The organism is Geodermatophilus sp. TF02-6 (assembly GCF_003319115.1).
Lineage (GTDB): Bacteria > Actinomycetota > Actinomycetes > Mycobacteriales > Geodermatophilaceae > Geodermatophilus.
The window spans coordinates 55,774-76,330 of the sequence record NZ_QOHF01000012.1; the positions used below are offsets into that span (position 1 = coordinate 55,774).

The window sequence follows — 20,557 nt, forward strand, 5'->3', positions numbered from 1 at the left end:
CAGAGCGGAGGGAACCCGCGCTCTGGGACTCCGCTCCCGCCACCCAGCCACGGGCCGGTAACGGTGTCCCCCCGGACCGCGGAGAGGCCCGGGGGCCTGTGCTACGCATGGGCACCCCACACCCACCCCCGGCCGTGACCTGGAACACCTCCGGTGTCCGCCAGGGTCCCCAAGAAGAACCGAGGTAGGCGGATGAGTTCCGTTTCGACCGGCGGACGGCGCGTCCGCGCCGCCACCGCGGGCCTCGCGGTGACCGCGTTGACCCTGACCGCGTGCGGTGGCGGTGACGGCGGCGGCTCCGGCGGGGGCGGTGGCGGCACGCTGACGATCGGCACCACCGACAAGATCGTCACGCTGGACCCCGCGGGTTCCTACGACAACGGGTCCTTCACGGTGATGACCCAGGTCTACCCGTTCCTGATGAACACCCCGCTGGGCAGCCCGGACGTGCAGCCCGACATCGCCCAGTCCGCCGAGTTCACCGCACCCACCGACTACACGGTGATGCTCAAGCCGGGGCTGACCTTCGCCAACGGTCACGCGCTGACGTCCTCGGACGTGAAGTTCAGCTTCGACCGCATGGTGGCCATCAACGACCCGAACGGGCCCGCGTCGCTGCTGTACGACCTGGCCGGCGTGGACGCGCCCGACGACACCACGGTGGTCTTCCACCTCAAGAACCCCGACGACCAGATCTTCCCGCGGATCCTGTCGAGCAACGTCGGGCCGATCGTCGACGAGGAGGTGTTCGACCCCGCCGCGCTGACGCCGGACCAGGACATCGTCGAGGCCGACGCCTTCGCCGGTCCCTACAAGATCACCAACTACGACCAGAACAACCTGGTGTCCTACGAGGCGAACCCGGACTACCAGGGCCTGCTGGGCGCACCCAAGACCCAGAACGTCAACGCCAAGTACTACGCCGACGCGTCGAACCTCAAGCTGGACGTCCAGGAGGGCAACATCGACGTCGCCTTCCGCAGCCTGACCGCGACCGACATCGACGACCTGCGCGGCAACGACGGGGTCGAGGTGGTGGACGGCCCGGGCGGGGAGATCCGCTACATCGTCTTCAACTTCAACACCCAGCCCTACGGCGCCACGCAGCCCGACGCCGATCCGGCCAAGGCCCTGGCCGTGCGCCAGGCGGTCGCGCACCTGCTCGACCGGCAGGAGATCGCCGACCAGGTCTACAAGGGCACCTACACGCCGCTCTACTCCTTCGTGCCGGAGGGACTCACCGGCGCGGTGACACCGCTGCGCGACCTGTACGGCGACGGCAACGGTGGGCCGGACCCGGACAAGGCCGCGCAGGTCCTGCAGACAGCCGGCGTGCAGACCCCGGTCCAGCTGAGCCTGCAGTACAACCCCGACCACTACGGCCCGTCCTCGGGCGACGAGTACGCGCTGATCAAGGACCAGCTGGAGGCCACCGGCCTGTTCCAGGTCAACCTGCAGAGCACCGAGTGGGTCCAGTACCAGGAGGACCGCACGGCGGACGTCTACCCGGCCTACCAGCTCGGCTGGTTCCCGGACTACTCCGACGCCGACACCTACCTGACGCCGTTCTTCCTCACGGACAACTTCCTGGCCAACCACTACAGCAACCAGCAGGTCAACGACCTGATCCTGCAGCAGGCGACCACGGCGGACCCGGCCCAGCGCACCGCCCTCATCGAGCAGATCCAGCAGCTCGAGGCGCAGGACCTCTCGACGGTGCCCTACCTGCAGGGTGCCCAGGTCGCCGTCGTCCGCACCGGCGTGCAGGGTGCGGCGGACACGCTCGACCCGTCCTTCAAGTTCCGCTACGGCGCCCTGAGCCAGGGCTGACCGGCTCGGCCTGGGAGACTGGCGACACCGGCCCCGGGTGAGCCCGCCGCGCGGCGGGCCCACCCGGGGCCTCCCCTTGTGCGCCGGGTGCTGCACCGAGAGGACAGCCATGACCACAGCAGCGACCGAGCTCGCAGCAGGCGACCCGGCCCAGGAGGAGACGCCCGCGCGGCGCCGGCGCGGCGGCGGCGGCCTGGGCAGCTACCTCCTCATCCGCTTCCTGTTGATCTTCCCTACCGTCTTCATCCTGGTGACGACGGTCTTCTTCCTCATGCGCTCGACGGGTGACCCGATCACCGCGGCGCTCGGCGGCCGGCTCACCGGCGAGGAGCTGGCCCAGCGGGTCCACGAGGCCGGGTACGACCGGCCGCTGCTGGTGCAGTACGCCGACTACCTCGGCGACGTCGTCACCGGCGACTTCGGGACGACGCTGTCCGACCGCCGGCCGGTCACCGAGGTGCTCACCACCTTCGGGACGGCGACCCTCGAGCTGGCGTGCTACGCGCTGCTCGTGGCCTTCGTCGTCGGCATCCCCCTCGGCCGGCTGGCCGCCTACTCCCGCGACAGGTGGCCCGACGCGGTGCTGCGGGTCTTCGCGATCCTCTGCTACGCGACCCCGGTCTTCTTCGCCGGCCTGGTGCTCAAGCTGGTCTTCGCCACCGGCCTGGGCTGGCTGCCGGTGGCGGGTCGGGCCTCGACCGGCGCGGAGATCCAGCTGCAGTTCCTGGACGACCCGACCGGCATCTACCTGATCGACGCGATCCGCACCGGCGACGGCGCGGTCGTCCTCGACGTGCTGGAGCACGCCGTGCTGCCCGCGATCGCGCTCGGCCTGCTCACCGCGGGGGTGTTCCTGCGGCTGGTGCGCACCAACGTCATCGGGACCCTCGGCTCGGGGTACGTCGAGGCGGCCCGCTCCCGCGGCGTCGCCGAGCGGCGGCTGCTGCGCAAGCACGCCTACCGGCCGGCGCTCATCCCGATCATCACCGTCATCGGCCTGCAGGTCGCCCTGCTCATGGGCGGCGCGGTGCTCACCGAGACCACCTTCGAGTGGAAGGGCCTTGGCTTCCAGCTGGCCCAGTACCTGCAGGCCCGCGACTTCGTGGCGGTGCAGGGCATCGTCGCCCTGCTCGCGGTCATCGTCGCGGTGACCAACTTCATCGTCGACGTGATCGCCGCGCTCATCGACCCCCGGGTGAGGTACTGATGGCCACCGCCACGGCTCCCGTCGGACAGCCTCCCCGGGCCGACCCCGCTCGACGGGGCTGGCGCCGGCTGCCCGTCGTCCACCAGCTGCGCCAGAGCGTGGGGCTGCAGCGGGGCATGCTCGTCACCGGCCTGGTGCTCACCGGCGTCTTCCTGCTCACCGCGGCCTTCGCGCCGCTGCTGGCGCCCTACGGCTACAACCAGCTGCGCGACGCCGACGGCGCCTTCGGAGCACAGGAACCACCCTCGGCCGAGCACTGGCTGGGTACGATCGTCGGCGGCTACGACGTCCTGTCCCGCGTCGTCTACGGCTCGCGGACGGCGCTCATGGTCATCGTGGTCGCGATCGTGCTGTCGTTGTTCGCCGGCGTGCTGCTCGGCCTGGTGTCGGGCTACTTCGGCGGCTGGCTGGACCGCGTGCTCGTGGTCGTCTGCGACGCCGTGTACGCCTTCCCCTCGCTGCTGCTGGCCATCGTCATGGCCATCGTGATCAGCGGCGGGCAGTCCAGCCTGTGGGGCGGCGTCCTCGCCGCGGCCATCTCGATCACCGTGGTGTTCATCCCGCAGTACTTCCGGGTGGTCCGCGCCGAGACGGTGCGGATCAAGGCCGAGGCCTACGTCGAGTCGGCGCGGGTCGTCGGCGCCGGCCACTGGCGGATCATGACCCGGCACGTGCTGCGCAACGCCACCCGCACGCTGCCGCTGATCCTCACCCTCAACGCCTCCGAGGCGATCCTCACCCTCGCCGGCCTGGGCTTCCTCGGCTTCGGCATCGAGCCCACCGCCGCGGCGGAGTGGGGGTTCGACCTCAACAAGTCGCTGCCCGACGTCACCAGCGGCATCTGGTGGACGTCGATCTTCCCCGGCCTGGCCATCGTGCTCGTCGTCCTCGGCCTGACCCTGGTGGGGGAGAGCCTCAACGACCTGGCCGACCCGCGGCTGCGCAGCCGCCGCGCGGTCGCCTCCGGGGAGGCCGCCGAGACCCCGGTGGTGCCCGGTGGAGCGCTGGACGCCGGGCCGGGCGGCCTGGACGGGATCGAGGAGACGCACCGGTGACCACCGCACGCGACGACGTCACACGCGAGGACACCACACGCGAGGACACCACACGCGAGGACGCCACACGCGAGGACGTCGTCGACATCGACGACCTGTCGGTCTCCTTCGCCACCGACGCCGGCCCGATCGCCGCCGTCCGCGGGGTGAGCCTGTCGGTCGCCGCCGGCGAGGTGCTGGCCGTGGTGGGGGAGAGCGGCAGCGGGAAGACCGTGACCGCCCGCAGCATCCTCGGGCTGCTGCCCGAGACCGCCGCCACCCGCGGCGCCGTGGTGCTGCGCAGCCGGGACGGCGGTGCGCAGCACGACGTCGTCGCCCTCTCGCCGCGCCAGCTGGGCGACGTGCGCGGCCGGGACGCCGCGATGGTCTTCCAGGAGCCGTCGACCGCGCTCAACCCGGTCTACCCGGTGGGCTGGCAGATCGCCGAGGGGCTGCGCGCGCACGGTCGGTACAGCCGGGCCGAGGCGCGGGCGCGGGCGGTCGACGTCCTGCGCCGGGTCGGGATCCCCGAGCCCGAGGAGCGGGTCGACCACTACCCGCACCAGTTCTCCGGCGGGCAGAAGCAGCGCATCGTCATCGCCCAGGCCCTGGTGCTCGACCCGGGCGTGATCATCGCTGACGAGCCGACGACCGCCCTCGACGTCACGGTGCAGGCCGAGATCCTCGACCTGCTGCGCCGCTGCCGCGACGAGTTCGGTGCCGCGATCGTGCTCATCACCCACAACATGGGCGTCGTGGCCGACCTCGCCGACCGGGTCGCGGTCATGTACCAGGGGCGGATCGTCGAGTCCGCCGACGTGCACACGCTGTTCTCCGCACCGCGGGACCCCTACACCCGGCAGCTCCTGGGCTCGGTGCCCCGGCTGGGGGAGGGGCGGGCGCGGGCCGAGGAGCGGGCGGCGTCCCGTCCGGCCGGCTGGGCCCAGGCCGCCCCGGTCGTCGAGGCCCGCGACCTGCGGATCGTCTACCCCGGGCGGCTGCGCCGTCCGGACTTCGTCGCCGTGGACGGCGTGGACTTCGCCATCCGCCCCGGTGAGGTGCTCGGGCTGGTCGGCGAGAGCGGCAGCGGCAAGACCACCATCGGGCGGGCCATCGCCGGGCTGACCAGGGTCACCGACGGCTCGCTGCAGGTGCTGGGCACCGAGATGAGGGGCGTGCGCGAGCGCGCCTTCCGCCCGGTGCGCAGCCGGATCGGGTTCGTGTTCCAGGACCCGGCGTCCAGCTTCAACCCGCTGCTGACCATCGCCGAGGCGGTCGCCGAGCCGCTGGTGGTCAACGGCCGCGCCGACGACCCGCGCGCCGCCCGCGGCCGGGTCGACGAGCTGCTCGAGGCGGTGCAGCTGCCGCGGTCGGTCGGCGACCGCTTCCCCCACGAGCTCTCCGGCGGCCAGCGGCAGCGGTCCAGCCTGGCCCGGGCGCTGGCGCTGGACCCGGAGCTGCTGATCGCCGACGAGCCCACCTCGGCCCTCGACGTCTCGGTGCAGGCCCGGGTGCTCGAGCTGTTCGCCGGGCTGCAGCGCCGGCTGGGGTTCGCCTGCCTGTTCATCAGCCACGACCTCGCCGTCGTCGACTCGCTCGCCGACCGCATCGCCGTCCTGTACCGCGGTCGGCTGGTCGAGGAGGGCACCGGTGCCCAGGTGCTGGGCGCGCCGCAGCACCCCTACACCCAGCGGCTGCTGGCCTCGCTGCCGGTGCCCGACCCCGGCGAGCAGGCCCGCCGCCGCGCGGCCTGGGAGCAGCTCCGCGACGCCTGACCTCGGGCATGGGAAGCGATACCTGCGTTTTGGCGCCCAGGACGCAAGTGTCGCTTCCCATGCCTCCCTCCAGGACGACGTCATTCGAGGACGACGTCGTCGCCGCGGCGCACCGCCCGGCGCACGCGCAGCCGCGCGATCCGGCCGAGGAGCGCGATCAGCTGCGTGTAGCCGGGGGTCGGGCCGTGGTAGCCGAGGAAGCCGTGCGGGCCCTCGACCATCTCGCCGGTCCGGACGTCGTAGCGGCTCTGGTGCCAGGGGCAGACCAGGCAGCCGTCGGCGTCGACGCTGCCCTCGGACAGGTCGGCGAGCTGGTGCCGGCAGCGCCGGGAGACGGCGAAGTACCGGCCGTCCCGGTTGCCCACGGCCCAGTCGCCGACGCGGCGGACCGCCCCCGGCGGCAGGTCGGCGGCGCGGATCCGGTCGGGTCGGCTCATGGGGGCTCCCTGCTTCGGCGGACGCGGGACGGCGGCACCGCCCCCTACCCCGACCGGCGCAGCCGGGAACTCAGGGCGGCGCCCGCGCGTGCGTACAGTCCGGACGTCCCCCCGCGGGGTGCCCACGCTGACCGGAGGTCCTCCCGTGCGACGGCTGACTGTCGTTCTCGGCCTGCTGGCCGCCCTGCTGCTGGTCGCCGGCGCGCCGGCCCTCGCCGACCCGCCGTTCGGCGTCACCAGCCGGGTCACCGACCGGGTGGACGCCCTCAGCAGCGACGAGGAGCAGCAGGTCCAGCAGGCCATCGACGACCTGCAGACCAACGAGGGCATCAGCGAGTACGTCGTCTTCGTCTCCGGGTTCGACGGGGTGAACGGGGAGCAGTGGGCGCGGCAGACCGCGCAGCAGTCGGGCCTCGGCGCGAACGACGTGCTGCTCGCGGTCGCCGTGGACGAGCGGCACTACGGCGTCCACCACGGCACCTCGGTCCCGGCGTCCGACCTGCAACGGGTGGTCGGCGACGACGTGGAGCCGAGGCTGTCGGACGGCGACTGGGCCGGTGCCGCGATCGCGCTCGCCGACGGCCTGGGGGCGGGCTCGGCCAGCAGCTCCGGCAGCGGATCGGGGAGCTCCTCCGGCGCGCTCACCGCGCTCGTCGTCGTGGGGCTGATCGCCGTCGCGGGGGGCAGCTACCTCGTCCTGCGCTCGCGGCGGCGCCGTCCCCGTGCGGACCGCCAGGCGCTGCCCGCAACCGAGCGCCGGCAGCAGCCCGACCCCTACGCCGGCACGTCCACCGAGCAGCTCAACTACCGGGCCAGCTCGGCCCTGCTCGACCTGGACGAGCGGGTGCGCACCGCGCAGGTCGACCTCGACTACGCCCGCTCGTACTTCGGGGAGGAGGCCGTGCCCGGCTCCGCCGAGCAGCTGGCGACGGCCCGGGACGAGCTGTCCCGCGCGTTCGCCATCCGGCAGGAGCTCGACGACGAGATCCCCGAGGACGAGCCGACGCAGCGGCGCATGCTCGCCGAGCTGCTCGGGTTGACCGACGCGGCGTCGGCTCGGCTGCAGGCGCAGGCCACTGCCCTGAACGAGCTGCGTGAGCGGGAGAGGACCGTGCCGCAGGCGGTGGTCGACCTCCAGCGGCGCGTCGCCGACCTGCGGCAGCGACTGCCCGTGCAGGAGCGGCGGCTCGACGAGCTGCGCCGCCGGTACGCCTCCTCGGCGGTGACCTCGGTCGCGGAGAACGTCCGCGAGGCCGGAGTGCGGCTCGCGGCCGCGGAGCAGGGCCTGGAGCTGGCGCGCCAGGACCAGACCTCGAACCAGACCGGGCGTGCGGTCGGCCGGCTGCGCGGGGTCGAGGACGCCGTCGGCCAGAGCGCCACCCTGCTCGACGCGATCGACCGGCTGGCCGACGACGTCACCCGGGCCGAGCAGCGCGTCGTCGCCGTCCGCGGGCAGATCGAGGCCGACCTCGCCGAGGCGCGGTCGCTGGTGCAGTCCGGTGACCGCAGTGGGCTGCAGCCGCAGGTCGCCCGCGCGCAGGCCGCCCTCGGGGCCGCCGACGCCGCGCTCCGGCCGGCCGACGGGTCGCCCGGCGACCCGCTGACCGCGCTGCGCCAACTGGAGGAGGCCGACCTGGCGCTGCAGCAGGCGCTGTCGGTGGCCCGCGACGCGCAGAGCCAGGCGCGGCGGGCCGCGGAGCTGCTCGACCAGGCGCTGCTGACCGCGCGGTCGACCACCGCCGCGGCCGCGGACTTCATCAGCACCCGCCGCGGCGCGGTCGGGCCGGAGGCGCGGACCCGGCTGGCCGAGGCGCAGCGACACCTGGACACCGCCGAGGGCCTGGCCCGCTCGGACGCGTCCACCGCGCTCGGCGAGGCCCGCGAGGCCGACCGGCTGGGGCAGTACGCGCTCGACCTCGCCCAGCGCGACGTGGGGCGGTGGTCGCAGCAGACCGGCTACGGAGGGTACGGCGGCTACGGGGGATACGGCGGCGGGACCCGGGGCTACGGCAACCCGGGCTACCGCGGGGGCATCAGCCCCCTCGGCGCCGGCCTCGGCGGTCTGCTGCTGGGTGGGCTGATCTTCGGCGGCGACCACCACCACGGCGACTGGAGCTCCGGCGACTGGAGCGGCGGCGGGGACTGGAGCGGCGGCGTCGGCGGCGGGGACTTCGGTGGCGACTTCGGCGGCGGCGGTGGCGACTTCGGCGGGGACTTCTGACCCGTCGGGCGCCGGAACTGTCGGCCCCTGGTGCGACGGTGTGCTCCCCACACACCGAGGAGGAGCGATGCCCACTCGCAACAGCCCCTGGCCGAACGGCACACCGTGCTGGGTCGACTACGGCGCATCGGACGTCGACGCCGCGAAGGACTTCTACGGCCGGCTGCTCGGCTGGGAGTTCACCGGCGGGGACCCGGAGTACGGCGGCTACCTGAACGCCACGCGGAACGGAGAGCCCGCGGCGGGTCTCGGCCCGCTGATGGACCCCGGCGACTCCCCGGGCTGGACGACGTACTTCTCCGTCGACGACTCGCAGGCGACCGTCGCCCGGATCCGGGAGGCCGGCGGCACGGTCGTCGTCGAGCCGATGGAGGTCGGGCCGATGGGCACCATGACCATCGCGGTCGACCCGCAGGGCAACCCCTTCGGGCTGTGGCAGTCCGGGCAGCACACCGGCGTCCGCGTCTACAACGAGCCCGGCGCCCTGGTGTGGAACGAGGCCGCGGTCGACGACCCGGCGGCGGCGCGGGAGTTCTACTCCGCCGTCTTCGGGTTCACCTTCGACGAGGTGCCCGGCGCCGGGGGCTACACCACCTTCGCCACCGGCGGCGACCCGCTGGGCGGCCTGGGCGGACACCAGCCCGGCTCGCCGAAGGGCTGGGCGACGTGCTTCTCGGTGGCGTCCACCGACGACGCCGTCGCCACGGTGGAGGCCGGTGGCGGCAAGGTGACGACGGCACCGATGGACACCGAGTTCGGCCGCTTCGCCGTGGTCGAGGACCCGTGGGGCGCCCCGCTCTCGGTGATGCAGGCACCCTCGGGGAGCTGAGGCTCCGGATCGCCGGTGCGGCGCGCCGCACCGGCGGACGGGGTCAGCGGCCGAGCTGACCGTAGGCGTGCTCGGGCCGGAAGCGGACGACGAGCCGCCGGTCGGCCACCATGGCCGCGCGGTAGTCGTCCCAGTTCTCGTGCTCGCCGGAGATGCCGCGGTAGTAGGTGACCAGCTCCTCCACCGTGGCGTCGTGCGGGTCGGCCGCGACCGGCGTGAACTCGGCGGTGCCCTCGACGGCGACCCAGGTCCAGAAGTCCCGGGACGCGACGTGCAGGGTGACCCGCGGGTCGGCCTGCAGGTTGCGGGTCTTGGCGCGGTCGGCGGTCACCGAGACGCGGACCAGCTGCGCCTCGCGGTCGTAGGCGTAGCCGACGTTGGACAGCTGGGGCCGGCCGTCGCGTTTGATCGTCGCGAGCACGCCCCACCGGTTCTCGGCGACGAAGTCGAGCATGCCGGGGTCGAGAGCAGCAGCCATGCCGGCAGCAACGCCGTCTCACGGCCGGTTGTGCCCGTCAGCGCTCCCGGCCGCGGGCAGCAGCTCCGTGCCGGCCGCACCGGCGAGGTGGCCGGCCGAGGCGACCGCGGACGTCAGGCCGGGGTCTCGACCAGTGCCGCGAGCCGCGTCAGCGCCTCGCGCCAGCCGACCTCGTTGTCCGCGGGGGAGACGCCGGGGGGCAGCCCCTCGTGGACGGCGACGAGGTCGGTGCCGCCGTCGGCGTCGGTGAGGGTGATCGTCGTGGTCATCGCGCCGCGCAGCCCGGGCTCCGCCGTCTCGAACTCGTCGACCTCCACGACCAGCTCGTCCGGGACGAGCCGCACGAACCGGCCGGTGTAGGTGTCGGTGTGCGCCGTCGTCTTGCCGACCGGGCCGGGCGCGTCGTAGGTGAGCGAGATCCGCAGCGTGCCGCCTTGCCGCCCCTCGAAGGCGTGCACCCGGCAGGTCATCCCGGCCGGGAACCGCCACCGGGCCACCGCGTCGCCGTCGACCAGCGCGCGGTAGACGCGGGCCCGTGGCGCGGCGAGGTGACGGGCGACCCGGGTCGAGCCCATGCGTCCAGCATCGCCGTCCGCGGGTGCGCGTGGGGAGCCCCGCGCTCCCGTGCGGCGACACGGCTCGACCGGCTCGGGCCGATCGCCTCGGGTCGACCGGCTCGGGCCGATCGCCTCGGGTCGGACGGCCGGGTCAGCTGGCGAGGTCGGTGCCCGCCGCGTCGAGCGCCTCGCGGGCCACCTCGGCGTCGTCGAGGTGCACGGAGCCGGGCCCCTGCGCGGCGCCGGGCGCGTCCTGCAGGTGGGTCTCGTGCCCTCGGCCGACGACGAGGACGACGTCGCCCGGGGCCGCCTCCTGCACGGCGGACGTGATCGCCGTCCGACGGTCGAGCTCGGTGGAGACCACGGCCGCGGCCCCGAGCAGGCCGACCCGCACCTGGGCCACGATCTCTGCCGGGTCCTCCCCGTGGCTGCCCTCGTTGGTCAGCCACACCCGGTCGGCCGCCCGGGCGGCCCGGCCCAGGTCCTGGCGCTTGTACCGGTCCCGGCGGCCGCGGGCGCCGAGGACCAGGTGCACCCGTCCGCCGGCCGCGGACAGCTCCCGGGCGGTGCGGACCGCGGCCTCCAGCGCTCGTGGGGTGTGGGCGTAGTCGACGACCACGGTCGGGCTCCCCGGCGCGTCCAGCACGGTGTGGCGCCCGGGTGGTGGGGCGACCCCGGCCAACCCGGTGGCCACGGTCGCCGGCGCCAGGCCCAGCCGGCGCCCGACGGCCCAGGCCGCGGCCAGGTTGCTCACGTGCACCCGCCCGACCAGCGGGGAGTGCACCCGGTGCCGCCCGACGTCGTCGGCCAGCACGACGTCGGTGCCGTCGGCCCCGGTCCGCCAGTGCAGGACCCGCACGTCGGCGTCCTCCCCCGAGCCGACCCGGGTCACCGGCACGAGCGCCTGTCCGGCCAGCCGCCGTCCCCACGGCTCGTCGACGACCACGACCCCGGCGGCCGCCCGGCCGGGTTCGAACAGACGGGCCTTGCTCGCCCAGTACTGCTCGGCGGTGCCGTGGTGGTCGAGGTGGTCCTCCTCGAACCCGGTGAACACGGCGACGTCGAAGCCCAGCCCGTCGAGCCGGCCGACGTCCAGCGCGATCGACGACGCCTCGACCACCGCGCTCTCGGCGCCCGCGTCGAGCATCCAGCGCAGCAGCCGGTGCAGCTCCGGGGCCTCCGGGGTGGTCAGGCCGGTGTGCCGGTGTCGGCCGGCGACCCGCGCACCGAGGGTGTCCACCACGCCGGCGCGGCTGCCCGCGGCCTGCAGCACTCCCTGCACCAGCGCACTGGTCGTCGTCTTGCCGTTGCTGCCGGTGATCCCGAGCAGGCGCAGGGATCGCGCCGGGTCGCCGGCCAGGAGCGCGGCCAGCGGGCCCAGCGCCGCCCGGACCGACGGCACCCGCATCACCGGCGCGTCCGTCGGGACCGGCCGGTCGACCAGGAGCGCCGCCGCGCCGGCGGCGAGCGCGGCGCGGGCGAAGCGGTGGCCGTCGCTGCTCGCCCCACGCACGCAGGCGAACAGGCACCCGGGCGTCACGGTCCGGGAGTCGGTGACCAGCCCTCGCACGCCCAGGTCGTCGGCGCCGCCGAGGCGCACCACCGGTCCCGGGGGGACCGTGCGCGCCCGCCGCTCGACCTCCGACCACGCGACCACGGGCCCCACCGGCACGACGGTAGGAGGTCGGGCGCGGACCGGCAGGTCGGCGGGCCGGCTGCGCGGCCCGGACGGGGGCCGCCGACCCGCCGTCCGGCGCCGGCTCCGCCTGTCGTGGCGTCGGGCAGCGGCGCGCGGGCGGGTGGTGACCGGCCGACAGGGAGGTGGGCGGTCGGTGGGATGCTGGGAGGCCATGACCCCTCCTCCGCGCCGATGAGCGTGCCCGTCAACCTCGTCAACCTCGAGCGGGTGCACAAGGCGCACGGCACCACCGTGCTGCTCGACGACGTCTCCCTCGGGATCGCCGTCGGTGAGCGGATCGGCGTGGTGGGCCGCAACGGCAGCGGCAAGTCCACCCTGCTCCGCGTCCTCAGCGGGCGGGAGGAGCCGGACGCGGGGAGGGTGACCCGCCGCGGCGACCTGGCCGTCGGCGTCCTCGACCAGTCCGGCACCCTGCCGCCGGGCGCGACGGTGCGCGACGTCGTCCTGCCCGGTAGCCTGTTCACCGCCGAGCACGAGTGGGCGGCGGACCCGGCGGTGCGCAGCGTGCTGGCCGGGTTGGAGCTCGACCGCCTCGGCCTCGACGCCCCGGTGGCGCCGATGTCCGGCGGCGAGCGCCGGCGGGTGGCGCTGGCCGCACAGCTGGTCCGGCCGCTGGACCTCTTGGTGCTCGACGAGCCGACCAACCACCTCGACGTCGAGGGCGTGGCCTGGCTGGCCGACTTCGTCACGCGGCGGGTCGGCGCGCTGGTCGTCGTCACGCACGACCGCTGGTTCCTCGACGAGGTGTGCACCCGGACCTGGGAGGTCGCCGACGGCCGGGTGCACGCCTACGACGGCGGGTACGCCGCCTACACGCTGGCCCGCGCCGAACGGGCGCGGATCGCGGCGGCGCAGGAACTGCGACGGCTGGACCTGGTGCGCAAGGAGCTGGCCTGGCTGCGCCGCGGCGCGCCCGCCCGCACCAGCAAGCCGCGGTTCCGGATCGAGGCGGCCGAGGCGCTGATCGCCGACGAGCCGCCGCCGCGCGAGTCGGTGGCGCTGGAGGGGTTCGCCGCCCGCCGGCTGGGCAGGACGGTCTACGACGTCGAGGACGTCGACCTCTCGGTGCCCGCCGAGCACGGCCCGCGCCCGCTGTTCCGCGACCTGACCTGGCACGTCGGCCCGGGCGACCGGATCGGCGTCGTCGGCGTCAACGGGGCGGGCAAGACCACGCTGCTGCGGCTGCTGGTCGGCGAGGTCGAGCCCGACCGCGGCCGGGTGGTGCGCGGGCAGACCGTGGCACCGGCGTACCTGTCGCAGCACGTGACCGAGCTGCCGGGGCGGCTGCGGGTGCTCGAGGCGGTGCAGGAGGTCAGGCGGGTGGCCCGGCTGGGCGACCAGGAGATCTCCGCGTCGTCGCTGGCCGAACGGTTCGGTTTCGCCGCGTCCCGCCAGTGGACGCCGGTCGGCGACCTCTCCGGCGGCGAGCGGCGCCGCTTGCAGCTGCTGCGGCTGCTGATGGACGAGCCCAACGTGCTGCTGCTCGACGAGCCGACCAACGACCTCGACATCGACACGCTCACCGCGCTCGAGGACCTGCTCGACGGCTTCCCCGGCACCGTGCTCGTGGTCAGCCACGACCGGTACTTCGTCGACCGGGTGTGCGATTCGGTCGTCGCGCTCATGGGCGACGGCTCGCTGGCGGCGCTGCCCGGCGGCGTGGAGGAGTACCTGGCCCGGCGCGCGGCGGGGGAGGCGCAGCTGCCCGGTCCGACGCCCCCGGCCCCCGCCGCGCCGGCCCGGGCACCGCAGCGCTCGGCCGGCGACGTCCGGGCCGCCCGCAAGGAGGCCGCCCGGCTGGAGCGGCGGCTGGAGCGGCTCGCCGCCGAGGAGGAGCGGCTGCACGGCGAGCTCGCCGCCGCGGCGACCGACCACACCCGGGTGATGGAGCTCGACGAGCGGCTGCGGACCCTGCTCGCGGAGAAGGAGCGGGTGGAGACGGACTGGCTCGAGGCGGCGGAGGTCGCCGAGGGCTGACCGGAGGCCGCCGCCCGGGACCGGAGCCGGCGGTCCGCGTTTGCTGCCGGGGGCGGGCTGGTATCTCGTCGGTGGGGGTGCCGTGCCCGTGGCACCCGGGCCGCCCACGACCCCGGAGACCCGTGACCGCTCTGCTGCTCGCCCACCTGCTGGCCGCGGTGCTCGCACCCGTGCTGGTCCGCTGGTGGGGGCGGCAGGCCTTCCTCGTCCTGGCCCTGGTCCCGGCCGCCGCCTTCGGGTGGGTGCTGGCGCAGCTGTCGACGGTGACCGCGGGCGGCGAGGTCCGCGAGACCGTGCCCTGGGTCCCCGCCCTCGACCTGTCCATCACCCTGCGGCTGGACGCGCTGTCGCTGGCCTTCGCCGCACTGGTCACCGGGGTCGGCGCCCTGGTGCTGCTCTACTGCGCGCGGTACTTCGAACCCGACGACGAGGGCGCCGGCCGCTTCGCCGGCAACCTCACCGCCTTCGCCGGCTCGATGCTCGGCCTGGTGCTGGCCGACGACCTGCTCCTGCTCTACGTCTTCTGGGAGCTGACCACCGTCTTCTCCTTCCTCCTCATCGGGGGGGCCGGTACCCGCCGGGCCGCTCGGCGGGCGGCCAGCCAGGCGCTGATCCTGACCACGGCCGGCGGTCTGGCGATGCTGGTCGGGCTCATCCTCATCGGGCAGGCCAGCGGCAGCTACCGGCTCTCCGAGGTCGTGGCCGCCCCCGGCAGCGGCGGGGCCGTGGTCGCCGGCACGGTACTGGTCCTCGCCGGCGCGGTCACCAAGTCCGCCCAGGTGCCCTTCCACTTCTGGCTGCCGGCCGCGATGGAGGCGCCGACCCCGGTCAGCGCCTACCTGCACGCCGCGGCGATGGTCAAGGCGGGCGTCTACCTGGTCGCCCGGATGGCCCCGGGCTTCGCCGACGTCCCCGGCTGGCGGCCGCTCGTGCTGGGCCTGGGCCTGGCGACGATGCTGGTCGGCGGCTACCGCGCCCTGCGGCAGAACGACCTCAAGCTGCTGCTGGCCTTCGGCACGGTCAGCCAGCTGGGTTTCCTGATGGTCCTCGTCGGCGGGGGCACCCGGGAGCTGGCCGCCGCCGGGCTGGCGATGACGTTGGCGCACGCGCTGTTCAAGTCCACGCTCTTCCTCACCGTCGGCGTCATCGACCACGCCACCGGCACCCGCGACCTGCGGCATCTGTCCGGCCTGGGCCGGCGGCTGCCGGTGCTGGCCGTCGTCGGCTCGCTGGCCGCCGCCTCGATGGCCGGGCTGCCCCCGCTGCTGGGGTTCGTGGGCAAGGAGGCCGCCTTCGCCGCGCTCCTGGACGGCGGCCTGCCCGACCGCACTGCCGCGCTCGGTGTCCTCGTCGGCATCGTCGTGGGCTCGGTGCTCACCGCCGCCTACACCGCCCGCTTCGTCTGGGGCGCCTTCGCCCGCAAGCCGGGCCTGCCGGCGAGCGCGCCGGCGGACCTGGTCCACCCGCCCGGTCCGCTGTTCCTGGCGGCCCCGACCGTGCTCTCGGCGACCGGGCTCGTCCTCGGGCCGGCGAGCCCGCTGCTGGAGCCCGTGGTCGCCCCCTACGCCGACACGCTGCCGCTGCTGACCCCCGAGACGGTGCCGCTGGCCCTCTGGCACGGCTGGCAGCCGGCCCTGCTGCTCTCGGCGGTCACCGTGCTGGGCGGCGCCGCGTTCTTCCTCGCCCGCACCCCCATCGCCCGCCTGCAGCGGCGGCTGGCCGTCGGCGCCTCGGCCGACGAGGGTTACTGGAACAGCATCCAGGCGCTGGACCGGCTCGCGGTGCTGGTCACCGGGACCACCCAGCGCGGGTCCCTACCGGCCTACCTGGGCACGATCATGGTCGTCGTCCTCGCCCTGCCCGGGGTGGTGCTGCTCACCCGCGCGCCCTGGCCGCAGGAGTGGCGGGCCTGGGACACCCCGGTCCAGGCGCTGGTCACCGCGGTGGTCCTGGCGGCCGCAGCGCTGGCGATCCGGATGCGGCAGCGGTTGCCCGCGGTGCTCGTCGTGGGGGTGACCGGCTACGGCACCGCGCTGCTGTTCGCCCTGCAGGGTGCCCCCGACCTGGCGCTGACCCAGTTCCTCGTCGAGACGCTCACCCTGGTCACCTGCGTGCTGGTGCTGCGCAAGCTGCCCAAGGACGTCGTCGAGCGGCACAGCGCCCGCGAGCGCTCCGCCCGGGCGGTGCTCGCGGTCGGCGTGGGCCTGCTCATGGGCGTCGTCGGCGCGGTGGCCCTCAGCTCGCGGACGGCGACGCCGGTGTCGGTGGACTACCCGGGACCGGCCTACGAGTTCGGCGGCGGGCAGAACATCGTCAACGTCACCCTGGTCGACATCCGCGCCTGGGACACCCTCGGCGAGATCTCGGTGCTGGTCGCGGCGGCCACCGGGGTGGCCAGCCTGGTCTTCCTGCGCCAGCGCACCGGCGTCCTCGTCGGCGCCGCGCGGGCGATGCGGACCCGCCGGGCCGCGGTGCCCAGCCGCCGTGCACCCCGCCGGCCGTGGCTGGCCGGCAGCGCCCTGCTCGACCCGCGGCGGCGCTCGGTCATCCTCGAGGTGATCACCCGGTTCCTGTTCCACACCATCCTGGTGTTCTCGCTGTTCCTGCTGTTCTCCGGGCACAACCAGCCCGGTGGCGGTTTCGCCGGCGGGCTGGTGGCCGGGCTGGCCGTGGTCCTGCGCTACCTGGCCGGTGGTCGCTACGAGCTGGGCGAGGCGGCGCCGGTCGACCCCGGCAGGGTCCTCGGCCTCGGGTTGCTCATCGCCGGCGTCAGCGCCGTGGCCGGCCTGCTGCTGGGCGGCGAGGTGCTGCAGTCGGTGATCGTCGACCTCACGCTGCCGGTGCTCGGCGACATCCACCTGGTCACGTCGCTGGTCTTCGACGTCGGCGTCTACCTGATCGTGGTCGGCCTGGTGCTCGACATCCTCCGCAGCTTCGGCGCGGCGCTCGACCGCGAGGAGGAGCGCGAGCTCGACGACGCGGCAGCCAGCGGTGACGAGGGCGGCCGCACCGAACTGCCGATGGCCGAGGAGGTGACCGTTCGATGACGCCGACCGTGGTGCTCCCGGTGCTCATCGGGGGGCTGTACGCCGCCGGGCTGTACCTGATGCTCGACCGCAGCCTCACCCGCGTGCTGCTCGGCTTCCTCCTGCTGGGCAACGCCACCAACCTGCTGCTGCTCTCGGCCGGCGGGCCCGCCGGGCTGGCGCCGCTGCTCGGCTACGCCGAGCCCGAACAGATGAGCGACCCGCTGCCCCAGGCGCTGATCCTCACCGCCATCGTGATCACCTTCGCCGCCTCGGCGTTCCTGCTGGCGCTCATCTACCGGTCGTGGCGACTGGTCCGCGAGGAGTCCGTCGGGATCGACGAGGAGGACCGGCGGGTCGCGGCGCGCTCCGGTCAGGACGCCGACGAGATCGACCCCGACCAACTGGCGCCGGAGGACCGTCCCGCCGGCCACGCCGACAGCCTGCACGGGCCGCACGTCGAGGAGCCGGACGGGCACCTCGCCGTGCCCTCCGACGACGTGGACCTGGCGCGTCCGCGGGGAGGCGCCCGGTGATCAGCGCGCTGACCCCCCTGCCGGTGCTGCTGCCGCTGCTGGGTGCCGCGGCGGCGCTGCTGGCCGGCCACCACCCGGCGATCCAGCGGACGGTCAGCGTCGCCGTCCTCACCGCGGTGGTCGGGGTGTCGCTGACCCTGCTGCTGCTGGCCGACGCGGAGGGCGCGACCTCGGTGGCCGTCGGCGGCTGGCCGGTGCCGCTGGGCATCGTGCTGGTCGTCGACCGGCTCTCGGCGCTCATGCTGGTCGTCGCCTCGACCGTCGCGCTCGGGGTGCTCCTGTTCGCCGTCGGTCAGGGCTCGGCCGACGGGGACGAGGACACACCCATCTCGATCTTCCACCCGACCTTCCTGGTGCTGGTCGCCGGCGTGAGCAACGCCTTCCTGGCCGGCGACCTGTTCAACCTCTACGTCGGGTTCGAGATCCTGCTGGTCGCCAGCTACGTGCTGCTCACCCTCGGCGGGACGGCGCCGCGCATCCGCGGTGGCATCACCTACGTCGTGGTCAGCCTGACCAGCTCGCTGCTGTTCCTCGCCGCCCTCGCCCTGACCTACGCCGCCGCGGGCACGGTGAACATGGCGCAGCTGGCCCTCCGGCTCCCCGAGCTGCCGTCGGGGACCCAGCTGCTCATCCAGTCGATGCTGCTCATCGCCTTCGGGATCAAGGCCGCGGTGTTCCCGCTCTACGCCTGGCTGCCCGACAGCTACCCCACCGCCCCGGCCCCGGTGACCGCGGTGTTCGCCGGCCTGCTCACCAAGGTCGGCGTCTACGCCATCATCCGCACCCAGACCCTGCTGTTCCCCGGCGGCGCGCTGGACGACCTGCTGCTGTGGGCGGCGCTGGCCACGATGCTCGTCGGGATCCTCGGCGCGGTGGCGCAGACCGACATCCGGCGGATGCTGTCGTTCACCCTGGTCAGCCACATCGGTTACATGGTCTTCGGCATCGGCCTGGCGACGGCGGCCGGGCTGGCCGGTGCCATCTTCTACGTCGCCCACCACATCGCCATCCAGACCACGCTGTTCCTCGTCGCGGGCCTCGTCGAGCGCCAGGGCGGGTCGACGTCCATCGACCGGCTCGGCGGGCTGGCCCGGCTCTCCCCGCTGCTCGGCGTCCTCTACCTGGTCCCCGCTCTCAACCTGGCCGGCATCCCGCCGCTGTCCGGCTTCATCGGCAAGGCCGGCCTGCTGCAAGCCGGCGTCGCCGACGGCCGCGCGCTGGCGCTCACCCTGGTCGCGGCCGCCGCCGTGGTCAGCCTGCTCACGCTGATCCCGGTCGCCCGGGTGTGGACCCGAGCGTTCTGGCGCGCGACACCCGGCGAGGTCGTGCCGGACAGCGGTGCGGTCGCCTCCGGGCTGGGCGGCGGGCAGGCCCCCGTCGAGCAGACCGCCTGGGAGCGCCACCAGGCCGTGGCCACCGCGGCGCACCCGGCCGACCTCGCCGAGCAGGGCACCCGGGAGCCGAGCGACCGGCCGATGCCCCCGCTGATGGTGGCGGCCACGGCGGGCATGGTCGGCGTCACCGTCGCCCTGACGGTGCTGGCCGGCCCCCTGTACGGGCTGGCCGACCGCGCGTCCGCGGACCTGCTCGAGCGCACGCCCTACATCACGGCGGTGTTCGGGACGGAGGGGTCGGGATGAGCACCGAGGCGCGCCGCGACTGGATCCGTCACGACCTGCCCCTGCTGGTCTGGCTGGTGGTGGTGTGGATTCTGCTGTGGGGGGACTGGTCCTGGGCCAACCTGATCGGGGGGGTGCTCGTGGCGCTGGCCGTCACCTGGCTGCTGCCGCTGCCCCCGGCACCGGGGGGTCTGCGGTTCCGGGCGGGGCCGTTCGTGGTGCTGCTCGGCCGGTTCGTCCGCGACCTGGTCGTCTCCAGCGTCGAGGTGGCCTGGGTGGCGTTCCGGCCCGGACCACCGCCGCGGGGCGCGGTCATCTCGGTCCAGCTGCGCACCGACTCCGACCTGCTGCTGACCATCGTGGCCGAGATGCTGTGCCTGGTCCCCGGGTCCATCGTCATCGACCTGGACCGCGAGCACCTGCAGATCGCGCTGCACGTGCTCTCCGTCCGCGACATGGACGAGGTCCGCGAGCAGGAGGCGCGGGTGCTGGCCCAGGAGGAGCGGGTGGTGCGGGCGTTCGGGAGCTCGGACGACGTCGCGGCCCTCGACCGCGTACCCGTGCAGACAGGAGGGCGTCGATGACGGTGGCCTACTGGCTGATCTTCGCCCTGATCGGCACCGGTGCGGTGTGCACCCTGGCCCGGCTGGCCCTCGGCCCGTCCCTGCTCGACCGGGTGGTGGCCACCGACACGCTGCTCGTCATCATCTCCGCGGGTCTGGCGGTGCACGCCGGGCTCACCCGCGACCCCACCGACGTCCGGGTGCTGGTGGTGGTGTCACTGCTGGCGTTCGTGGGCTCGGTGTCGGTGGCGCGCTACGTCGGCGGCATGCTGCTGCGCTCCTCCGGTGACGGGCAGGACGCCGGCCTGCCGGAGGCGACCGAGGTGCGCGAGGCGCGGCGGTGAGCACGCTCGCCGACGTCGTGGCGCTGACCTGTCTGGTGGCCGGCGCGCTCCTCTGCCTGACCGCCGGCGTCGGCCTGCTCCGCTTCCCCGACGTGCTGGCGCGGATGCACGCCGGCACCAAGCCCCAGGTGCTGGGGGTGTTGCTGGTCATGGTCGGGGCCGCCATCCGGCTGGAGAGCACCTCCACCACCTGGATGCTGTCGCTGGTGGCCGCCTTCCAGCTCATGACGGCGCCGGTGAGCGCGCACCTGGTCAGCCGGGTGGCGTACCGGCGCCGGCACGTCCGCCGCGACCTGCTGCTGGTCGACGAGCTGCGCGACGGCAGCCACGAGGACCGGTTCTACCGCGGCGACGAGCCCGCCGACGCCCCGCCCGAGGAGCCCGACGTCGCCGCCGCGGAGTGGCGCGAGGGCCGTTGAAGGACC

At 74.6% G+C, this 20,557-nt stretch carries 17 protein-coding genes; 13 read left to right on the top strand and 4 right to left on the bottom strand.

Going from position 1 to position 20,557, the window contains the following annotated elements; genetic code table 11:
* Window positions 1–192 precede the first annotated feature (192 nt).
* The 4 genes from DQ238_RS12485 to DQ238_RS12500 all read left to right on the top strand — a co-directional run bounded on the left by DQ238_RS12485 (window position 193) and on the right by DQ238_RS12500 (window position 5,846).
* On the top strand, window positions 193–1,830 hold the full coding sequence (locus tag DQ238_RS12485; protein ID WP_113781594.1) for an ABC transporter substrate-binding protein: 1,638 nt from the start codon (window positions 193–195) through the stop codon (window positions 1,828–1,830).
* A 109-nt stretch (window positions 1,831–1,939) separates the two neighbouring features.
* Complete coding sequence (locus DQ238_RS12490; RefSeq protein WP_113781595.1) at window positions 1,940–3,037, top strand: ABC transporter permease; 1,098 nt, start codon at window positions 1,940–1,942, stop codon at window positions 3,035–3,037.
* Entirely contained in the window at window positions 3,037–4,092 is a 1,056-nt protein-coding gene (locus DQ238_RS12495; RefSeq protein ID WP_113781596.1) for an ABC transporter permease, read from the top strand. The genes DQ238_RS12490 and DQ238_RS12495 overlap by 1 nt, the downstream gene beginning before the upstream one ends.
* A complete protein-coding gene (locus tag DQ238_RS12500) occupies window positions 4,089–5,846 on the top strand; it encodes an ABC transporter ATP-binding protein (RefSeq protein ID WP_233495920.1) in 1,758 nt (585 codons plus the stop codon). The genes DQ238_RS12495 and DQ238_RS12500 overlap by 4 nt, the downstream gene beginning before the upstream one ends.
* An 80-nt stretch (window positions 5,847–5,926) precedes the next feature.
* On the opposite strand, the gene DQ238_RS12505 is transcribed toward DQ238_RS12500, so the two are convergent.
* Complete coding sequence (locus DQ238_RS12505) at window positions 5,927–6,283, bottom strand: Rieske 2Fe-2S domain-containing protein (RefSeq protein ID WP_113781597.1); 357 nt, start codon at window positions 6,281–6,283, stop codon at window positions 5,927–5,929.
* 145 nt (window positions 6,284–6,428) lie between these two features.
* Here DQ238_RS12505 and DQ238_RS12510 point away from each other — a divergent pair, with 145 nt between their 5' ends.
* Window positions 6,429–8,504 carry a TPM domain-containing protein gene (locus DQ238_RS12510; protein ID WP_158550774.1) on the top strand — a complete coding sequence of 692 codons (2,076 nt, stop codon included), beginning with the start codon at window positions 6,429–6,431 and terminating at the stop codon, window positions 8,502–8,504.
* A 67-nt stretch (window positions 8,505–8,571) separates the two neighbouring features.
* On the top strand, window positions 8,572–9,333 hold the full coding sequence (locus tag DQ238_RS12515; protein ID WP_113781599.1) for a VOC family protein: 762 nt from the start codon (window positions 8,572–8,574) through the stop codon (window positions 9,331–9,333).
* Window positions 9,334–9,376: 43 nt separating this feature from the next.
* On the opposite strand, the gene DQ238_RS12520 is transcribed toward DQ238_RS12515, so the two are convergent.
* The 3 genes from DQ238_RS12520 to DQ238_RS12530 all read right to left on the bottom strand — a co-directional run bounded on the left by DQ238_RS12520 (window position 9,377) and on the right by DQ238_RS12530 (window position 12,034).
* The gene (locus tag DQ238_RS12520) at window positions 9,377–9,811 is read right to left on the bottom strand and encodes a PPOX class F420-dependent oxidoreductase (protein WP_113781600.1); all 435 of its coding nucleotides are present in this window, start codon (window positions 9,809–9,811) and stop codon (window positions 9,377–9,379) included.
* A 113-nt stretch (window positions 9,812–9,924) separates the two neighbouring features.
* Complete coding sequence (locus DQ238_RS12525) at window positions 9,925–10,386, bottom strand: SRPBCC family protein (RefSeq protein ID WP_113781601.1); 462 nt, start codon at window positions 10,384–10,386, stop codon at window positions 9,925–9,927.
* A 133-nt stretch (window positions 10,387–10,519) separates the two neighbouring features.
* The gene (locus DQ238_RS12530; RefSeq protein ID WP_233495921.1) at window positions 10,520–12,034 is read right to left on the bottom strand and encodes a Mur ligase family protein; all 1,515 of its coding nucleotides are present in this window, start codon (window positions 12,032–12,034) and stop codon (window positions 10,520–10,522) included.
* Between the two features lie 204 nt (window positions 12,035–12,238).
* On the opposite strand from DQ238_RS12530, the gene DQ238_RS12535 reads away from it, so the two are divergent.
* The 7 genes from DQ238_RS12535 (at window position 12,239) to mnhG (ending at window position 20,551) form a co-directional block, all read left to right on the top strand.
* On the top strand, window positions 12,239–14,044 hold the full coding sequence (locus DQ238_RS12535) for an ABC-F family ATP-binding cassette domain-containing protein (RefSeq protein ID WP_113781603.1): 1,806 nt from the start codon (window positions 12,239–12,241) through the stop codon (window positions 14,042–14,044).
* A gap of 122 nt (window positions 14,045–14,166) precedes the next feature.
* On the top strand, window positions 14,167–17,091 hold the full coding sequence (locus DQ238_RS12540; protein ID WP_113781604.1) for a Na+/H+ antiporter subunit A: 2,925 nt from the start codon (window positions 14,167–14,169) through the stop codon (window positions 17,089–17,091).
* Window positions 17,088–17,606: a Na(+)/H(+) antiporter subunit C gene (locus tag DQ238_RS12545; RefSeq protein WP_113781605.1), complete on the top strand. Its 519-nt coding sequence runs from the start codon at window positions 17,088–17,090 to the stop codon at window positions 17,604–17,606. Before DQ238_RS12540 ends, DQ238_RS12545 begins: the two co-directional genes overlap by 4 nt.
* Entirely contained in the window at window positions 17,603–19,246 is a 1,644-nt protein-coding gene (locus tag DQ238_RS12550) for a Na+/H+ antiporter subunit D (RefSeq protein WP_199506318.1), read from the top strand. The genes DQ238_RS12545 and DQ238_RS12550 overlap by 4 nt, the downstream gene beginning before the upstream one ends.
* Window positions 19,243–19,809, top strand: a complete 567-nt coding sequence (locus DQ238_RS12555; protein ID WP_113781606.1) for a Na+/H+ antiporter subunit E — start codon at window positions 19,243–19,245, stop codon at window positions 19,807–19,809. The genes DQ238_RS12550 and DQ238_RS12555 overlap by 4 nt, the downstream gene beginning before the upstream one ends.
* Window positions 19,806–20,132 (top strand): monovalent cation/H+ antiporter complex subunit F, encoded by a 327-nt coding sequence (locus tag DQ238_RS12560; protein ID WP_113781607.1) that lies wholly within the window; start codon window positions 19,806–19,808, stop codon window positions 20,130–20,132. The genes DQ238_RS12555 and DQ238_RS12560 overlap by 4 nt, the downstream gene beginning before the upstream one ends.
* Window positions 20,129–20,551, top strand: coding sequence for a monovalent cation/H(+) antiporter subunit G (gene mnhG / locus DQ238_RS12565; RefSeq protein WP_113781608.1), 423 nt, complete (start codon window positions 20,129–20,131; stop codon window positions 20,549–20,551). Before DQ238_RS12560 ends, mnhG begins: the two co-directional genes overlap by 4 nt.
* Window positions 20,552–20,557: the final 6 nt, after the last annotated feature.

Excerpts from the sequence above, each read along its gene's own strand:
- DQ238_RS12560 (WP_113781607.1), top strand. The coding sequence starts at position 19,806 with ATGACGGTGGCCTACTGGCTGATCTTCGCCCTGATCGGCACCGGTGCG.
- DQ238_RS12505 (WP_113781597.1), bottom strand. The coding sequence starts at position 6,283 with ATGAGCCGACCCGACCGGATCCGCGCCGCCGACCTGCCGCCGGGGGCG.
- DQ238_RS12535 (WP_113781603.1), top strand. The coding sequence starts at position 12,239 with ATGAGCGTGCCCGTCAACCTCGTCAACCTCGAGCGGGTGCACAAGGCG.
- DQ238_RS12495 (WP_113781596.1), top strand. The coding sequence starts at position 3,037 with ATGGCCACCGCCACGGCTCCCGTCGGACAGCCTCCCCGGGCCGACCCC.
- DQ238_RS12485 (WP_113781594.1), top strand. The coding sequence starts at position 193 with ATGAGTTCCGTTTCGACCGGCGGACGGCGCGTCCGCGCCGCCACCGCG.
- DQ238_RS12545 (WP_113781605.1), top strand. The coding sequence starts at position 17,088 with ATGACGCCGACCGTGGTGCTCCCGGTGCTCATCGGGGGGCTGTACGCC.
- DQ238_RS12525 (WP_113781601.1), bottom strand. The coding sequence starts at position 10,386 with ATGGGCTCGACCCGGGTCGCCCGTCACCTCGCCGCGCCACGGGCCCGC.
- DQ238_RS12515 (WP_113781599.1), top strand. The coding sequence starts at position 8,572 with ATGCCCACTCGCAACAGCCCCTGGCCGAACGGCACACCGTGCTGGGTC.
- DQ238_RS12490 (WP_113781595.1), top strand. The coding sequence starts at position 1,940 with ATGACCACAGCAGCGACCGAGCTCGCAGCAGGCGACCCGGCCCAGGAG.
- DQ238_RS12520 (WP_113781600.1), bottom strand. The coding sequence starts at position 9,811 with ATGGCTGCTGCTCTCGACCCCGGCATGCTCGACTTCGTCGCCGAGAAC.
- DQ238_RS12555 (WP_113781606.1), top strand. The coding sequence starts at position 19,243 with ATGAGCACCGAGGCGCGCCGCGACTGGATCCGTCACGACCTGCCCCTG.